The organism is Treponema succinifaciens DSM 2489, assembly GCF_000195275.1.
Taxonomy (GTDB): Bacteria; Spirochaetota; Spirochaetia; order Treponematales; family Treponemataceae; genus Treponema_D; species Treponema_D succinifaciens.
Genome location: NC_015386.1, coordinates 1 through 18,077 on the forward strand (window position 1 = coordinate 1; position 18,077 = coordinate 18,077).

Consider the following 18,077-nt stretch of genomic DNA (forward strand, 5'->3'; position numbering starts at 1 on the left):
TAAAATGTACCAGATGAAATATATCACGCCAAAAGGATTTAATCAATATTTCATTCTGTACATTTTTTACTGCATGAGGTATTCTAGCCTTATGCGACAAAGCCTTACAGTCCATATTCCTCAGAATCAAGATGTCTCCTATTCGCTCTATGCGCTTGGTTCAAAGATTGCAGTTCCGACTCTTTCGGATGACCAAAGTGAATACATCTTCAAATTCACAGTTGGAACTCCGGTCGTACTTTTTTACACCTTCCAGAACATAAAGCGTACCTATGTCGTAACCGGCTGGCAGGACGAGCGTGATGGTGAGCCAGTTACGCTTCCCGGTGTGGACGGAAAACTTTGCCTTATCGCAAGTTTCAAAGGATACAGAATCCATCTTATTGATGAACTTCCCGTATTACCTACGCCCAGCAAAAACTTCTTGCTCTTGTAGAATCTCGCCAGCTCCGCTCTTGGTGCATGGAACGCAATCTTCCTCACGCAAGCCTTTACAAGCTGGCAGTAGGGCAGAGTGTCCCTACATTCAAGGCAATCAGCTATCTTGTGCCATACTTTGCCCCGGCCGAATGGCTTTTCTTTACTGACGAAGAAATACCGTACCCAATCCGCACTCTTCCTAAATGGAATCCGGACGAGACATCTGTCTTTATCCAGCAGCACAAAAAAGACTGGAAGCAGACTGCCCAGAAATACGGCATTGAGGAAGAAAACGCCCGGAATATATTTGTGAACAGGCGGGCGAACTTTACGCTCATGCAGATGCGGCGTATGGCGGGGGAGGTGAACCCGGAAGTGTGGTTTGTAAAAAATTTTGATGATGATAAATAATATACAAAAATCGAGAAATAGGTTAAAGTGTGTATTAGTGGATTCATTATTTGTTGAGTTATAATGAATGGCTGAGAACAACAATGCGTAATATTTTAGGAAAAGGTTGGGCTTTCCCAGTGACGACGGACATTCATGGAAATATTGCTTCCTCAAGTTATGAAAAGAGTGTGGAAGAGTCTATTCGTATTATTTTGGGAACCACACCTGGAGAGCGTGTGATGAACCCCGATTTTGGATGCAAAATCAATGATATAATTTTTTCTCCAAATTCTTCAAAAACTATTTCTCTTGCTATTCATTATATTGAAGAGGCTATCGTAAAATGGGAGCCAAGAGTTATTTTAAAGAATATTACAGGTGATTTTGATCCTGACAAGTCCGGACTCATCAATATAAAAATTGATTATGAGATTCGGTCTGTAAATACATTTTTTAATATGGTTTATCCATTTTACTTAGAGAGAGGTGAACGTGATTCCAACGGTCAACTTAGATGATAGAACTTTTGATGATATAAAAAATGAAGCTATTCGATTAATTCCTCGCTATTGCCCTGAATGGACAAATCATAATGAGTCTGATCCTGGAATAACTTTAATTGAGTTATTCTCATGGATGACGGAGATGACTCTCTATAGATTAAACAAAGTTCCTGCAAAAACATATCTTTCAATGCTGGAACTTATTGGTCTCTCATTAACTGCTCCTCAAAGTGCAAGGGCAATTATACAGTTTTTTCCTGTTGAAAACTGCAATAAGAATATTTTAATAAAATCCGGAACAAAAGTAGCTGCCATTGAAAGTGAGAAAGAACCTATTATTTTTGAGACAGAAAATAGTGTCACGGTTCGCGATACAAACATAATAAGTTGTGTAAATAGGAATGGAGAAAATTGGTCAGAGGTGTGTTCTGAAGGTTCTGATATACATGAATTTGCGTTGTTTGATACAAAGAATGCTGTAGAACATATTTTATATATTTCTTCGCCAATATTGAAATATCTTTCAGAGGGGCATGGAATACAAATATCATTTGATTCGGTAAATGAGATTACTTCTGTTAGTGATGAAATTATAAATCATTTGTATTTTGAATATTGGAATGGGCAGCAATGGCAGGAAATCGAGTCTTTGTCTTCTGTAAGTGGCATAAAAAAGAAAGATAATGTAATTTATTTAAAAGGACCAGTTGATATTCAGCCATGTAAAATAAAAGATGTTGATGATTTGTTTATCCGTGCAGTTCTTTCAGATATTCCAGAGAACTATAATACCTTCTTTGTAAAAAAAATTACATTGAAAAGTATCTTTTTTGGTGAAGGTTTTATCCCTGATTTATGCATTTCAAATTCAAATGGCGTATATTCAGTAACGGACATGAATAATTCATTTATGCTGTTCTCTGAAAATCCGTCCTTCAATGAAACCTTTTATATTTCAGCTGATGAAATATTCAAAAATAAAAATTCCCTTGTAAAAATTTCTTTCACATTTAGTGAAACTTATGTTCCTGAAGCAGATAATGAGAATGCTTTGTTTGCATACGAATATTGGAACGGAAAGGATTGGATAAAACTTGATGGCGAGAAAAATAATTTTACGGATGGTACGTTTGGTTTTAAACAGGGTGGAATCGTAAGTTTCCAAATTCCAAAAGATATATCACAGGTATCTATTAATAACGAAGAACATTTGTGGTTAAGAATTAGATTAATTACAAAAGATTTTGCGATCGGCGGTAATTATGTCCAAAATGAGAAGGGAACTTGGGAATGGCATTTTGGTTCACGCGTTCAATCTCCGCTTTTGAATAAAATTAGGATTACATATAACGCTCCTGTTCAGTTGCCGCAAAAACTCTATTCATGCAGCAATTTTAAATGGATTAATCTTTTTGACAAAACTGATAAAAATAAGGGTGAGTTAAAGCTTTTCGATATAGAAGAGGATGAACTACCTGCTTTATATATGGGGTTTAATAATAAAATATCTGAAGGTTCGTTTTCTGTTTATTTTAGGATAAATGAGGATGGAAAAGCCAGAAAAGCAAAGGACTTAGACTTGGAATTCTTGAGCCTGACAAAACCAAAGGAGAATGATTCAAGGTGGGTTGTTCTGGAATGGCAGTGTTGGAATGGAGAAAAATGGGAAAAAATAGAGGCAAGCGATTTTACAGATAGCTTTCATGAATCTGGATTTATTAATTTTATTGTTCCCGAAGGATTGAAGGTCGCCTCGTTTTTTAATAAACAAGGTTTTTGGTTAAGATGTGTTAAATTGAATGGGAGTTTTGAAAAAGTTCCTGTTATAAAGTCCATTATCATTAATTCTGTTTATGCAGCGAATCAAGATACATATAAAAATGAGATATTGGGATCAGCGAATGGCGCACCGAATCAAATCTGTAATGTTTCTCATCCGCATTTGTTACCAGGAATAAAACTTTCAATTAATGAAAATTCTATTCCGAGTAATAATGAACTTAAAATTATGAAGGAAGAAGGAATAGACCAACCGTATAAAGAAACGGATAAAGGCATTTGGGTAACATATAAGGAAGTTCCTAATTTTTATAATTCAACTTCGTTTTCTCGACATTTTGTCGTTGATTATGCGACCGGGAAAATTATGTTTGGAGATGGTATTCATGGTATAAATCCTCCGAAAGGGAAATTTAATATTCGTGCAGATGAATATAAAGTTGGGGGTGGTGAAAAAGGAAATATTGCGGCACATAAAATTCAATTTATGACACAGAGTATTCCGTATATTGCAGGTTGTAATAATCCTTTTGCCTCGGAGGGTGGTTGTGATATGGAAACTGTAGACAGCCTGAAATCCCGGGCTGCGGGTGTATTCAAGAGTTTGAATAGAGCTGTTACGGCCGATGATTTTCAGTGGTTAAGCCGAGAGGCTTCTAGCTCCGTGGGAAGGGCATATTGTCCAAAAAAGAAAACAAAGAATGGAGAAATAAGAACGATAATTATTCCAGAGATTGATTCTGGTAGCACATACGAAACAAAACTTATGCCTTCAAGAGAGTTAATTAGGAGAGTTAGAAATTATCTTGATGATAGAAAAGTTGTTGGAAACAAGATTGTTGTTTCAGCTCCTTGTTACAGGGATTTTAGTATCAAAATTATGCTTGAATTTAAAAGTAACATATTTGATTTTGAAACTGAAAAACAGAAGATAAAAGAAAATCTGATACTCTTCTTTCATTCTCTTGTTGGTTCTAATGGACAAGGTTGGGAATTTGGAAAAAGTGTTACAGTAGGTGCAATTCTGAAACAGCTCGAAAAAATAAATTCAATTTTATCTGTGAATGAAACGCAGATTTTTGATATTGACGCGGATGTTTCTGTTGATGAGTTGTCATTGCAAGATGACGAGCTTCCGTATTTAAGTTCTGTTATGATTATTGAGAAAGGAAAGTAGATATGGAGCAATCTGATATTATTTGTGGTATATATAATGCAACGGAAGATAAGATAAGGCAGATAAAAAACACGAATGATGTTATAATTAATGTTTATGTAAAGGATTTGTGCCAATGTATGCTTGATAAGAGTGGACAGCGCATTATTGTAGATGAACAACAGTATGAGCAACCAGCGATGCACGAAATGTGTATAGGGGTTGTAATAAAAGGGAAAAATTTATCCGATGTTTTAAAAGTATATGGTAGGGTTTCGGTGCATTTTAAGGATAATCCGTCGGTTGATATATCAAATTGGAAATGGCATGGGTGTTCTAGTGATAAAATTTATCTGGAACCTGTTATCAGAAAGCTTGATTTGAGCAAAAATAGCTTCGATGGTGAATTCCATAAATTTGAACTTTTGTATACTATGGAATTTAGTTTGAATTCACAAAAAGCAAACGAATTTAAACGCGTTGAGAAACGTGATATTCGGGGATATGTGAAAAAATAAGATATAGGAGGAGAAAATGCCTAGTTATCAAACTCCAGGTGTTTATGTAGAAGAAGTGGAGAGTGGCTCAAAGCCTATTGAGGCAGGAGCGACCAATATTGTTGGATTTTTGGGAGTTGCAGAAAAAGGGCCTGTTAATGAGGCTGTCCTTGTAACAAACTGGACTCAGTATACAAAAATCTTTGGAGGAATGCATACAGGTGGCTGGTTGGGACATGCTGTATATCAGTTTTTCCAGAATGGCGGAACAAAAGCCTATATCAATAATCTTGCCGAGCCGTCGAAAAAGACAAAGGCAAAAAATGACGAGCAGCCAGCAGAAGCTAAAGCAGAGTCTGAGACTGTGGAAATTAAGAATCCTGATAATATTGCGAAGCTTATTATTGGTAAAGATGAAGGTGTCGGTAAGAAAACTGGATTGTATCTTTTTGATCAGATTCAAGATATTGCAATTGTTGCGGCCCCAGGTGTTACTGATCCAGCTGCACAAGATGCTATTTTAAGTCATTGTGAGAAAAATCGTTTCAGATTTGCCGTACTGGATAGTCCTGAAACTTTAGCAGCCGGAATTGATACGATGCCAAAACCACGGGATTCAATGATGGGAGCATATTATTTCCCTTGGATTTCTATGTATGATGCTGTTCAGGATAAGAATGTATATGCTCCACCGAGCGGTGGAATTTGTGGAATTTATGGTCGGGTTGATGGAACTCGTGGTGTTCATAAAGCTCCTGCAAATGAAATCTTTAGAACAGCCTTGGGACTTAAATATAATCTAACGGATGCAGAGCAGGAGTTGTTAAATCCAAAAGGTATCAACTGTATTCGTGATTTCCCTGGCCGAGGAATTCGCGTATGGGGTGCAAGAACAATCAGTTCTAATCCTGAATGGCGTTATGTGAATGTTCGTCGTCTTTTCTGTATGGTTGAACAGGCATTACAGAATGGTACGAATTGGGTTGTCTTTGAACCTAACACACGAGATTTATGGAAAAAAATCACTCGTAACATTACTGCGTTCCTTTTGAATCTGTGGAGAACAGGAGCTTTGTTTGGCGATACGCCGGAAGAGGCTTTTTATGTGCGATGTGATGATGAATTGAACCCTCCTGAATCTATTGATGCAGGATATGTTGTTTGTGAAATAGGTTTGGCACCCGCAAAACCTGCTGAATTTGTTGTATTCAGAGTTTCACAAAAAGCAATGGGTGAGGAATAATAAACAAAGAAGTTCGTTGAACTTCTAAAAATATTACAAGGAGAAGTACGGAAGATGGCTGATTATTTACCAACTACCAAGGCTTACTTTAAGGTTGAAATTGATGGAATTGATTATGGTAATTTCGTATCAATTTCAGGTTTGGGCGCAACTGCTGAGGTTGCAGATGATATGGGCGGAATGGATAAGAATCCTAGAAAAGTTGTGGGAAAAGTAAAATACGATACCGTAAAAATGACCCGCAATAGCGATCCTCGCGACAAAGTTCTGAAAGACTGGTGGAAGACTGTTGAGCGCGGAAATCCTGAGCAGAAATCTATTTCCATTGTCTTTATGGATCGTGACGGAGTTACAGAGATTCAAAGACGAAACTTGTTTAACTGTGTTCCATGTGCTTGGAGTATAAGTGACTTGGGCAGTGGTGAGCAAGGTGTAAATCAGGAAACTATTTCTATTGTGTACGAAAATGCAGAATGGGCATAGGTCTATTTATAAATTTAAAATATGAACGCACAAGGAGTGGATCTGTGAGGAAACTTATTAAAAAAATAATTTGTATATTTTTTTTTATCGGCTTGCTCGCAGGTCCACTATTTGCTTTTGGAAATAAAAGTTTAAAAGCTCCACAAGCTGATAAAAAATCAAAAAATGTAATAAATATGCAGGAATACTATGATAATTTAAGTGACATGGTTCCTGCCATAATTTTTCTTTCGCCAGACAGCACGACAGGAATTTCTGATGAATTGCTGGAGCTTTTTTATACAGAACTAAAACTCCAGATGGTCTTAAATTCATATTTTAAGCCAGTGTCAATGACAAAGTACCTTGACGGAAAATATACGGAAAAAAAAGAAAGAAATCTCTTTCAGTTTTTTAATGGAATCAAGGGAGAGCGTTATCAAGTTAATTTAAGAGGAATTTGTAAACCGAAGCTTTTTAAATGTGGTGAAAATTATATTGTATATATTGCAATTTTTCCATTTGATAACTCTGGTTATCCAATAACTTCACTTAGAATAATAAGAAAAGAAAAAGAAATCAAAGATGCGGTTTCAAATTGTCTTTTTGAGCTTAATCTGCTTATGCAGAAACATGAGCAAAGGAAAGTAAAACTGGCAATTAATCCCTTTGAGATTTCGTGCAGGACTTTGGTTGAACAAAAAACAGGGGAATTTGATTTTATAAAAACTTCATTTTCAAATCAAGAAGGCATAGAATTAAAAGAGACAGACGATATGTTCAGCTATGTATTTGCACATCAGGCAACGGCAACAGGTCTGTATTCGGCTAGTCCAATGGGAATGATACCCGAGTATGTCACTGCAAAAACTACATCGACATTAGTTTCTACGCAGTCTGATTATCTTATAAATGCAAAACTTGTTTTATCGGATAAAATGAATGTCATAACACTGAACCTAATCAAAACTGATTCCGGAGTATTGGTAAAGACAGTCAAGTTTTTTACAAAAAAACTTGATGTTGAAGAAGTATGGAAGTTTACAAATTATTTTCTTTCCGAAATTACAAAATCAATCTACTCTGAAAAAAATTATAAGCTTCTAAATGATATTTCTATTGGTGGAAAAGCATTTTATAAAAATGGAATGTTTGCAGGTTGGAATTTGATAGATAATTTTCCGATTCCTGCAGAGAATTCGCTTATCAACACAGGAACAATGTTAATAAGTGATTTAAATAGTAATCCGAATAATTTTTATTCAAACAAAAATGATGATTTGTTTATTTTTGTGAATAATAATGAGATAAAAATATTCAGAGGAAGGGAAGGAGCGTATGTATGGAACTTACTAGAAAAATAGCGCTTGCTATTTTGCCCATATTGTGTCTGTCATGTAAAACAACTATGGGGCCGATTGCAATGCAAGAGATAAAACCCCTTCCAAGAGAAGTTGTAATAGCAACTCCGATTGAATATGATCCAATCTATGCAGTGCTGAAAATCCGTGAAGTAGCAGAGGAAAATGGAGTTCAGAAGTATTTGTATGCAAAACTGGATGGTGATATTCCTGAAATTACGGCTGGCGTAATGGGGGAAATTTCTGTGGAAGCAACATTTTCTGAAGTCATAGGAACTTTTAAAGTTGTAAGTAAGGACGGAGGATTTGTACGAGGTTCTATTGAATCGCTAACTCATAAAGTTCCTTCAAATTCGTTCATCAGAATTCAGACAGGTCAGAAAGCAAAGGAAGTAAAATAAGAATGTCACATATATCGAAAATAGAAACGAAAATAAAAGACTTACGATTCCTAAAAAAAGCTTGCGAAGCATTACAAATGGGATGCATAGAAGCGGCAGAAGGGGAAACTCTTACTTTATGCGGATATGGTAAAGGTGAAAAAATTGAAGGCTGTATTATGGAAATAAAAACAGGCTCAAAATACAGTATTGGTATCAGAAAAATAGGACAGAATTATGAGTTCGTTGCTGATTGGTGGGCAATCGAAACTTTTACAGGGCAGAAACAAGAAGATTTGTTGAATAGAATAACAAGGCAGTATGCTTATGAAACTGTTTTGGATAAAGTCAGGAATATGGGCTATTCTGTGGTCGAAGAAACTCAAGATTTGCAGCAGAACTTGAAATTGACGGTAAGACGATGGAAATAAAATCTCTGACGGAAGAACAAATAAAAAAAATGTGTGTTGGTCTCGATGTGTATAAGGCAAAGAACCGTCTGCAATTATTATGTCCAGAAATTGCACAAAAAATTGATATTGAATTTGTTGAATCGAAGTATAGACGATTTATTGTAACAGACATCAGCTTTACTAATGGTATCGTAAAACTTGTTGCTACATCAAATAATCCAATAAGGCATTTACCGTCAATTTATCAGGAAAACGATTTTTTAAGACATTATTTAATGATTTTTCAGCATATCATGAACGAAACAGCAATTTCATTGGATAATCTTGATAATATTTTCCGGCCTATGGAAACCCCTGCTAAGTTTCTTCCAGTTCTTGCCGATTGGTTTGGTGTTGAATTTGATTTGCTAGGTGATGAGCAAATAGCCAGAAAAGTATTACAGTATACAATCCCTCTTTACAGGTATCGAGGAACAAAAATTGGATTAAAGGCATTGCTTTATCTTGTAAGTGGTATTGTTCCAGAGATAATTGAAGGAGAACTTCCGTTTGATGCTTTAAGTATAGATGGAAATACAGATATATCTTCTACAATTCTTAATACTCAGGATGGCATAAATTTAGTCAGTGTCTATTTTCCTGTTCTTAGTGAAGAATTTAGCCCGGATATGATAAAACGGCTGTATAAATTGATACAGAATGAGAAGCCCATAGATTCGGAGTGTTACCTGTTTTTTAAGAAACCTGAAGTAAAGAAACGAAAAACGACGGTTATAACAACGGATATTGTGGAAATGGGTGAAGATGGAATTGAATTTTAGGAGAGCCTTATGTTAGAAGTGGCAAGGAAGCTAACCAAGCTGCTCGAAAGCGAGCCGGATCCGAGGGAAGGGGCCGGCGGAAGGCGCGAGTTCAACCAGACGAAGCTGTTCATGATATGCCCGCCGACGGTGGGGGTGGTGACGGACAACCGCGACCCCGACTGCCTCGGACGGATAAGGATAAGCTATGACACCGTAGTGCCCGGAAGCGTAAGCCCGTGGCTTCCGGTAATCGGGCAGGGGCGTGGGACGGGAAAAGGAATGTGGACGCTCCCGGAAATCGGAACGCAGTGCCTTGCGGTGTTCACGGCGGCGGACAGGAGCAGGGGCTATGTGCTGGGCTTCATATACGACAGGGAGCACCGGCCGCCGGAAAGCGGGACCGAAAAGAGGTGCGACAGCACGCTCCTGCAGACAAGAAGCCACAGGATAGAAATCACCGACAAAGAGGGAAGCGAGGAGATACGGATAGAAAGCGCGGAAGGCCGTATGCGGGTGAGCATAGGGAAGTCCGGCGGGATAAAGGTCGAGAACGAGCTTGGCGGAATAAACATAAAGTGCAGGAATTTCAAATGTGAAGGCGAAGGCGAAATTCACCTTGCGACAAAAAAAACATTTGCACTTACAACTGATGATACATTAAAAATAAGTCCGAAAGGCAATGTGAACATCACAAGCGACAAGGAAGTTAATCTCAAGGGCAAGAACATCAAGATGAGTGGCACGAAGGGCGTAACTGCAGAAGGTAAGCAGATAGCCGTTCAGGACGACAAGGTAATGGGCTTTGACGTTCATATTATGGTAGTTCCAAGTGGAAACGGAACAACAACGGTGCCGCTTCCTCATCCGTTTATTGGAAAACTTGCAGATAAGCTATCTAAAGACGTAAAGATAAAAGACAAGGCCTGTGCAACAAAAGACAGCGTTGCAAAGCATGATGATTCCATGCACATGCAGCTGCCTGGTACAATCAAGTTCCAGAATAATCCTAAGAAAGAAGGAAACGTTACAGGCGGTACAAGTCCTAAGGTAAAAATTAACGGTAAGGAAGCTGCGGTTATAGGCTCTCAGGTAAGCACCTGTAATGACGTGGGGGCACAGAATAACAGTACGGTTATTGCGCCGGGTGCCAGTATGCCTATGCCTGTAATCATCAATCCTAAAAATACAGAAGAATGGAAGAGAGAGCAGGAAGAAAAGGAAAAGAAGGAACCTAAGTTTTCTAGCGTTAAGTGGGGCAGTTCCAGCGTGGAAGAAGGTAAGGAAGTTGAACTTACCGCAAGCGTGCAGGATATTGAAGACGGCAATATGGTAACGCTGCAGGTATTCCCGGAAGGAAAAGGACCAGAAGACGGAGTTCCGATTGCATCGTTCCCGCTTACTGTAAAAGGCGGAAGCGTAAGTGCAAAATGGAGCTACCACGCAAATAAAAGCGAGCTTCCGCCAGACAGCGACCCTAAGTTTGTGTTCAGCGCTCACTGTGCATGGTGCAATTTTGAAAAGAGCAGTAACAGTGTAGAAGTAAAGCTTATCCGCCCTGAAATTACAAAGGCAGAATGGCAGGATAAAGATGGCGGCTCTACAAGTAAAGGCCTTGTTGGAGAGACTCTTAAACTTCATGCGGAAACGAAGGACATGGAAGGCGGAGTTACTTTCCATGTGTATGACGAGAACGGGCACGAGGTGTTCTCGAAAGGCGCGAATATTGTTGACGGCAAGGCTGAGGCTGAGTGGATTTACCACTGGAACGGCGAAAAGCTTGAAGAAAAGCCTAAGTTTACGTTTGAGGTAACGGGGCAGAGGTGTAAGAGGGTGGAATCTGGGGAGTGCGAGATTTTTTCTAAATTTAAGATGGAGCTTACAACAGTATATTCAAATTTTACGGATAAGTATGAATTCTATTTAATGTTGCCTAATGATGAAGAAAAACAGGTTAATATTAATGAAGGTGCTATTGAAGAAGAAGATTTGATACCAGGTATATATAAATTAATTGCGAGGGAAAAAGAATGAGCGAACAGGAAAATAGTGAGACAAAAATAGTACCGGTAGATATAGAAGTATTATTGAAACACGGTTTAATAATAAATCCTAATGATGACATAAAAGTTGTTGTATATTCATCAGAGGAAGAGGATGCATCGTAAATGAAGGAACTTATAAATCCAGTTGAAGATATAGCTAAAGGAAAAGATTTTATTCTCAGACCAAGTGGAGCTTTTCATAATGGAATTAATATTGAAACACATGGTCCTGTAAAATCAATTGCTAAAGGAAAAGTTATTGCATACAGATTTTCAAAAGATTATATTGCGTTAGGAATCAATGAAGATACTTATATAATGGAAAGTCATTTTCACTGGCTGGGAAATGATTTCTGGAAGGATAAAAATCTTATTGAAGGAGAAAATCAGAATAACAACTATAAAACTTATTTTGAAAAAATTGAAAATCAGGAAGGATGTTATAAATTAAAGGAAGGATTAAGTGAATTTGACAAAATAGAAGCTTATTATTATTTACGAAGATTAATTTCAAACAGTTTTGTTTTAATGGAGTATGAATTACCACAGTTAAATCAAGATAAAATAAAGTTTTATATGTTATACAATCATTTAGCTCCATTTGGCCGAATGACATCTAAACAGAAATTAGAGTTAGCATGGTTTTCTAAACAGAAGTTGTCATTAGACAATGCTGTATATACTTATGTGACTACGGAAGAAGGAACAATATTACCTTCTGAATTAAAACTTAAAACCGTAAGTAAAGTAAAAGATGATATTTATAAAATATCCTGGAATTATTGTCCTGGTCTTCCTGCTGGTACTGGAACAATTAAAGAATCTTTAATTCGTATAGATTTAAGAGAAAAAGAAACAAGAAGGGCCTATAGAAAAGGAATAGATCCTGAATCTAAAGAAGCGGTTTGTCTTGCTGCGAGTGATAAAAAGACAGCGGAAGGAATAATTATTTATACAAATGAAAAAGTAGGAGCTCGAAATGTAAAAGCTATTGTTTCTAAGGATACCGAATTTGATTGCGAGATAAACGATTTGATCAAGGCTTATGACACTACATTTAAGGATAAGGATAATAAAGATATTTCATTTTGCCCATTAAAAGTAAACTGTGATGGAATTGAAGGTTTTATATACTTAAATGAAACGCAGGAATACAAAACAAAAAAAGAATGGGAAAAGGACATTAATCAGTTTTATGAAGTTATAAACAAAAATAAACCCGTCCCATTTAATTCATTTAAGTTAAATCTGAAGTTCAGAGAAACAAAGAATGGTAAGCAAATTAAAATTGAAGAAGACAAAATATGTTTCCCAGAAGATTTAGAAATCGATGAAGGAGAAATTATTGGCTATTCAGGCTTTAATTTTATGAAAGAAGATACTGTAGGAAATGGAAATGCAGTCGTTTCTGATAACGATATAAGAGATTTTATTATTCATATAGAAACGTTCTTTGAAAATGATGAGAAACTAAAATTTGATTATTTTAAAGATGGAAAACTTAAAGAAGCAGATTTATTAAAACCATTCTTCTTAATAGTAAATGCCGAAACACAACTTGTAAATAAAAAACCTGAATGTAAACTGACAAAAGCAACAGAATCATACGATGGCTGCATAGCAAAAGTCGAAAAAGGCTTTGGCTTTTATGATAATGAAGAGTTTTATAAGCTAACTATTTATGCAAATGCTCTCGTAGTTAACTCAAATTATTTTATAATAAATGATTACTCAAAATGGAACTATGTTGGCCGCAACGACCCAGGGTGTAGAAATTGGTATTCGATTCCAAAAGATGTAAATGTATCTGTTTATAATGAAAAAGCTAATTCCTTAAATAAAACAATTTCATTGAAAGCTGGATATATATACCACGTTGATGATGGAAGAGGAACAGATAAAGACAAAGGTTGGGGTAAGGATGGAGGCGAAGCTCCTAAAGAATTACGTCATATAGATTGTACTTATGAAATATTACCTCAAAGTAAGATTTATTATATAAAATCCGCTGATTATTCCAAAATGATAAATAAAATTACAGAAAATAGGTGGTTAACAGAAAAAGATCAAAAAGACCTCGTATGGATAAAAGACAGATTAGATTCCAGCAATTTGTATTCAAAGATTGAAAAATCTGAAGGTGAAACAGAAACTGTTGCAGCAGAGATAAAATTAGAACCAACATCTGAAGAAATTATTGAATATGCAACCGAAGAAAGAAAAGAAGAGTCTGCTGTTTGGATAAATGCAAAAGATAACGAAGGCAAAAGTTATTGGGTAAAAAAATCAGACATTAAAACAGAAAAAGGTGGCACGCCTGTAGAACTTGTTTCATATTACGATTGGAATAAGCTATTTGATAAAATCGAATTGAAAGATAATAAAAAGTATATTGTCTGTAAGCCTGAAAAGCTGGAAAAAAAAGATAAATTTTCAGCAAGATTTAATCGGTTTGACAGACAAAGAAAGATTCAAAGACTTGCAGATTGCGGAATCGGCGAAGATTTTGCAAACAGATTACTGGATGGAAAAGAAGGCAATTTTTTCTTTACCCATGTAAATGAATGGTCGAATGAAAGCAAGCAGGTAACAGATATCCAGTTACTAACCGATGATCCTGACAAAATTAAAGATTCATTTGAAAACTTTGAATTTTTCAAAGAAATTAAAGGGAAAAACAACTTTCCAAAACAAGATGTATTCTGTTACATACATCCAAATTATTTCCTGAAAAACTTGCGGAAACTCGTTACTATTCCTGAGTTTAATCCGTATGAAGGAATGACATATGCATCACTTTATTCAGGTTCTCCAGCAGAAGTATTTGACAGAACAAAAAGTGCAAATAGTGATAGTGAAAAAGCAGCCAATAAATGCAAACTTCCAGACTCATGGAAAGTTGAAAGTAATCCTGGTTTTACTACAAAACCTTCAATTGATGAAAAGCGATTTACAGACGGAAAGTGCAAAGGTTATGGAAAAGTTACAGGATTGTTCAATGAAGATTATTTAAAAACTATAAGATCTAAAAAAGATGGTATAGAAATTCCTTATTCTGTTACAAGAAGCTATTATTATCATATTGGAGTTGATTTTTCTGGAAAAGAAGGTGATCCGATAATTTCATTAATACATGGAAAAGTTTTAGCTAAGTGCTGGATTACATCGAACGGCAGATGTTTATTAGTTCAGGGAAAAACTACAAACAATTTGTATATGTTATGCCATTTAAGCGCTTATGCAGATAATTTAGAAGTAGATGACGAAATAGTTCCTGGACAAGAGGTTGCAAAAGTTGGTGGCTCTGGAGGAGATGATGGTTATTACAGTGAAACGGCTTTTGCTCACCCTCATTTGCATGTAAGTGTAATATATTTTCCTAAAGCAAATGCTGTCGTAAGTGAAATTCTCGATAAAGCAATAGTTATTACTATTGATAAGAAAAAGAAAGAAAAACGGAGAAATTGGAATTTTAATGATAAAACTAATTTTTCCAGACAATATCTGGATCCATTGAATTATTCATTTGAAGGAGGATGGTTTAATGATCTTGGTGACAGAGAAGCTTTAGAAAACGCATATGTTGAATCCAAGAAACCAAAAGAAAAATGAAAAAAATAATTTTTATAACAATTTTAATTTTTATTAATTATTGCTTCTCTGCACATACTTTTGAATATAGAGTTATAAAAGATAATGTTGGTTATTCAAAAAATGAAAGAGAATTAAAAATAAAAAAAGGAGCAATAATTAGCTCGGATCATAGTGTTATATATGGAAACATTGTAGATGATAATTATTTTATGTGCATGCAGGATGCAAATACTGGAAATTTCATTTCCTTAGCTTATTTGGAATTAATGCAATGTAATACAAAATTGCCAGAAAAAATAATTACTTATACAGAAAAAGGCTTTGAAAAAAAAGCAATTCCTGCATACTTTTTAGATATACTTTATTCAAAAAATAGGAATATTTTGGAAGAATATGAAGTAATAGATAATCTGTATAGAATTCAAGCTGTAGCTTCATATTTAAATAATGACATACCTTTTTATGCTATAGTAACAAATATCGGTATAGAATTACATAATAGTGATGAAATTGATTTTACAAATATCGAAAAAAAGTCTGACGAAGTATATGAATGTGACGGAATAGCTTTTGGACTTAGCGACAACCCACTTTCCAGTTATGAAACTTTTCAATGGTATTCAGTCATTATAGATAGTAAAAGGCAGATAGAGAAATTTACACTTAAAATTGATGGAGATTATTTAAGTATAGACAATAAAACAACTGGAAAACATATAATTACACTTGCTTATGTTGATGATACGGTTATAAAAGAACTTTGTAATTTATTTGAAAATAATCAATGCAATCTTTCTAAAGTGAAATTTCCTCGACACGCTGATAATTCCTGTGATTATGAAAATGGAAAAATAGTTAACAATAAAAATGTGGCTCAGCATAAGAGAATGAAAGTCAAGGAAAACTTAAAACTCCGTTCTGGAGAAGCCTCTTCAACACAAGTTCTTACTGTAATGTCAGCCGGAACAACTGTAAGAATTCTTGAACTCGGCAAAGCAGAAATTATCGATGGCATTTCTTCAAACTGGGTAAAGGTTGAAGTACAATTTGATGCAACAGACCGCAATGGAAATCCGATAAAACCCGGTACAGTCGGCTGGTGCTTCGGTGGTTTCCTTGAATGAGGAAGATGCGGAAAAAACAGGGAAGAAAGCCATGATGGACATAAACGCCAAGATAAAGGAACTACTCCAGAAAGAGCCGGATCCGCGGGGAGGAGCGGCAGAGCGGACGGAGCGTGCGCAGAAGCTGCTGCTGTGGGGCTGCCCGCCGGTACTGGGAGCGGTGACGGACAACCGCGACCCAGAGTGCCTCGGACGGGTGAGGATAAGCCTTGACGCGCTGATACCGGGGAGCGAGAGCACATGGCTTCCCGTTGCGGGAGGCAGCAGGAAAGGCGGAGCCGGACTGTGGACCCTGCCGGAAATCGGGACACAGGCGCTCGCGGTGTTCACGGCGGCTGACAGGAGCAGGGGGTACGTGCTTGGGTTCATCTACGACAGGCAGCACAGGCCGCCCGAGCACTCGACTGAAAGCAGTGCGGAGAGCACTGTGCTCCAGACAAGGAAGCACCGCATAGAGATAACAGACGAGGACGGGAAGGAAGAAATCAGGATAGAGAGCGCCGGGGGGGGGGAATACGTGTCATCACGGGCAAGGGAAAAGGGCTTCAGGTGATAAACGAGCTTGGCGGAATAAACATAAAGTGCAGGAATTTCAAATGTGAAGGCGAAATTCACCTTGCGACAAAAAAGACTCTCACAGCTAGGACAGACGATGCCCTGAAGATAAAGGCTGGCGGAAGCCTGAACATCACAAGCGACAAGGCAGTTAATCTCAAGGGCAAGAACATCAAGATGAGCGGGACGAAGGGCGTAACTGCAGAAGGCAAGCAGATAGCCGTTCAGGACGACAAGGTAATGGGCTTTGACGTTCATATCATGGTTGTGCCGAGCGGAAACGGAACTACAACAGTGCCGCTTCCTCATCCATTCATCGGGAAGCTTGCAGATAAGCTTTCTAAAGACGTAAAGATAAAAGACAAGGCCTGTGCAACAAAAGACAGCGTTGCAAAGCATGATGACAGCATGCATATGCAGCTTCCGGGCACAATCAAGTTTCAGAATAATCCCAAAAAAGAAGGTAAGGTTACCGGCGGAACTTCGAGCAAGGTAAAAATCAACGGTAAAGAGGCCGCTGTAATTGGTTCTCAGGTAAGCACATGTAATGATGTGGGGGCACAGAATAACAGTACGGTTATTGCGCCGGGTGCCAGTATGCCTATGCCTGTAATCATTAATCCTAAGAACACGGAAGAATGGAAGCGCGAGCAGGAAGAAAAGGAAAAGAAGGAACCAAAGTTTTCCAGCGTTAAGTGGGGAAGTTCCAGCGCTGAAGAAGGCAAGGAAGTTGAGCTTACCGCAAGCGTGAAGGACATAGCGGACGGCAATATGGTAACGCTGCAGGTGTTCCCGGAAGGAAAGGGGCCTGAGGACGGAGTTCCGATTGCATCATTTCCTCTTACGGTAAAGGGCGGAAGTGTAAGTGCAAAGTGGAGTTACTACGCAAATAAAAGCGAGCTGCCACCGGACAGTGATCCTAAGTTTGTGTTCAGCGCTCACTGCGCATGGTGCAATTTTGAGAAATCAAGCAACTCACTGGAAGTAAGGCTTATCCGTCCTGAGATTACAAAGGCGGAATGGCAGGATAAGGACGGAAACACTGTAAGCAAAGGTCTGGTCGGAGAGCCTCTTAAACTTCATGCAGAAACGAAGGACATGGAAGGCGGAGTTACTTTCCATGTGTATGACGAGAACGGGCACGAGGTCTTCTCGAAAGGTGTGAATATTGTTGACGGCAAGGCTGAGGCTGAGTGGACTTACCGCTGGAACGGAGAAAAACTTGACCATAAGCCTAAATTTACTTTTGAGGTGACAGGGCAGAGATGCAAGAAGATAGAATCTTCGGAGGTGGAGATTTCTGCTAATTTGCTTGTAAAAGTAATAGATCAGTAAGCTAAGCCCTTTGTCCA

General features: G+C 37.4%; 17 protein-coding genes. All 17 read left to right on the forward strand.

The genetic code is table 11. The annotated features are described in order from the left end of the window. Positions 1 to 13 precede the first annotated feature (13 nt). The 17 genes from TRESU_RS13100 (at position 14) to TRESU_RS15325 (ending at position 18,060) form a co-directional block, all read left to right on the forward strand. On the forward strand, positions 14 to 436 hold the full coding sequence (locus TRESU_RS13100) for a hypothetical protein (protein ID WP_148228343.1): 423 nt from the start codon (positions 14 to 16) through the stop codon (positions 434 to 436). A gap of 26 nt (positions 437 to 462) precedes the next feature. Further along, positions 463 to 831 carry a hypothetical protein gene (locus tag TRESU_RS13105; protein ID WP_013702674.1) on the forward strand — a complete coding sequence of 123 codons (369 nt, stop codon included), beginning with the start codon at positions 463 to 465 and terminating at the stop codon, positions 829 to 831. 83 nt (positions 832 to 914) lie between these two features. Beyond that, positions 915 to 1,331: a GPW/gp25 family protein gene (locus TRESU_RS13110; protein ID WP_013702675.1), complete on the forward strand. Its 417-nt coding sequence runs from the start codon at positions 915 to 917 to the stop codon at positions 1,329 to 1,331. Then, complete coding sequence (locus TRESU_RS13115; RefSeq protein ID WP_013702676.1) at positions 1,306 to 4,272, forward strand: baseplate J/gp47 family protein; 2,967 nt, start codon at positions 1,306 to 1,308, stop codon at positions 4,270 to 4,272. The genes TRESU_RS13110 and TRESU_RS13115 overlap by 26 nt, the downstream gene beginning before the upstream one ends. Positions 4,273 to 4,274: 2 nt before the next feature. Beyond that, positions 4,275 to 4,769, forward strand: coding sequence for a hypothetical protein (locus TRESU_RS13120; RefSeq protein WP_013702677.1), 495 nt, complete (start codon positions 4,275 to 4,277; stop codon positions 4,767 to 4,769). A 16-nt stretch (positions 4,770 to 4,785) separates the two neighbouring features. Beyond that, on the forward strand, positions 4,786 to 5,991 hold the full coding sequence (locus tag TRESU_RS13125) for a phage tail sheath family protein (RefSeq protein WP_013702678.1): 1,206 nt from the start codon (positions 4,786 to 4,788) through the stop codon (positions 5,989 to 5,991). A 54-nt stretch (positions 5,992 to 6,045) separates the two neighbouring features. Beyond that, entirely contained in the window at positions 6,046 to 6,474 is a 429-nt protein-coding gene (locus TRESU_RS13130; protein ID WP_013702679.1) for a phage tail protein, read from the forward strand. A gap of 44 nt (positions 6,475 to 6,518) precedes the next feature. Further along, positions 6,519 to 7,817 carry a hypothetical protein gene (locus TRESU_RS13135; protein ID WP_013702680.1) on the forward strand — a complete coding sequence of 433 codons (1,299 nt, stop codon included), beginning with the start codon at positions 6,519 to 6,521 and terminating at the stop codon, positions 7,815 to 7,817. Positions 7,818 to 7,876: 59 nt separating this feature from the next. Further along, positions 7,877 to 8,215, forward strand: a complete 339-nt coding sequence (locus TRESU_RS13140; RefSeq protein ID WP_148228344.1) for a hypothetical protein — start codon at positions 7,877 to 7,879, stop codon at positions 8,213 to 8,215. A gap of 2 nt (positions 8,216 to 8,217) precedes the next feature. After that, complete coding sequence (locus tag TRESU_RS13145) at positions 8,218 to 8,625, forward strand: DUF1257 domain-containing protein (protein WP_013702682.1); 408 nt, start codon at positions 8,218 to 8,220, stop codon at positions 8,623 to 8,625. After that, complete coding sequence (locus TRESU_RS14455; RefSeq protein ID WP_013702683.1) at positions 8,616 to 9,428, forward strand: phage tail protein; 813 nt, start codon at positions 8,616 to 8,618, stop codon at positions 9,426 to 9,428. The genes TRESU_RS13145 and TRESU_RS14455 overlap by 10 nt, the downstream gene beginning before the upstream one ends. Before the next feature lie 9 nt (positions 9,429 to 9,437). Beyond that, positions 9,438 to 11,441: a phage baseplate assembly protein V gene (locus TRESU_RS14460; protein WP_013702684.1), complete on the forward strand. Its 2,004-nt coding sequence runs from the start codon at positions 9,438 to 9,440 to the stop codon at positions 11,439 to 11,441. Beyond that, positions 11,438 to 11,575: a hypothetical protein gene (locus TRESU_RS15225; RefSeq protein ID WP_013702685.1), complete on the forward strand. Its 138-nt coding sequence runs from the start codon at positions 11,438 to 11,440 to the stop codon at positions 11,573 to 11,575. Before TRESU_RS14460 ends, TRESU_RS15225 begins: the two co-directional genes overlap by 4 nt. Beyond that, positions 11,576 to 15,064 carry a M23 family metallopeptidase gene (locus TRESU_RS13160; protein ID WP_013702686.1) on the forward strand — a complete coding sequence of 1,163 codons (3,489 nt, stop codon included), beginning with the start codon at positions 11,576 to 11,578 and terminating at the stop codon, positions 15,062 to 15,064. Continuing rightward, entirely contained in the window at positions 15,061 to 16,170 is a 1,110-nt protein-coding gene (locus tag TRESU_RS13165) for an SH3 domain-containing protein (RefSeq protein ID WP_013702687.1), read from the forward strand. The genes TRESU_RS13160 and TRESU_RS13165 overlap by 4 nt, the downstream gene beginning before the upstream one ends. After that, positions 16,163 to 16,723 carry a phage baseplate assembly protein V gene (locus TRESU_RS15690; RefSeq protein WP_041612498.1) on the forward strand — a complete coding sequence of 187 codons (561 nt, stop codon included), beginning with the start codon at positions 16,163 to 16,165 and terminating at the stop codon, positions 16,721 to 16,723. The genes TRESU_RS13165 and TRESU_RS15690 overlap by 8 nt, the downstream gene beginning before the upstream one ends. After that, a complete protein-coding gene (locus TRESU_RS15325; RefSeq protein ID WP_013702689.1) occupies positions 16,720 to 18,060 on the forward strand; it encodes a PAAR domain-containing protein in 1,341 nt (446 codons plus the stop codon). Before TRESU_RS15690 ends, TRESU_RS15325 begins: the two co-directional genes overlap by 4 nt. The last annotated feature ends 17 nt before the right edge of the window (positions 18,061 to 18,077 follow it).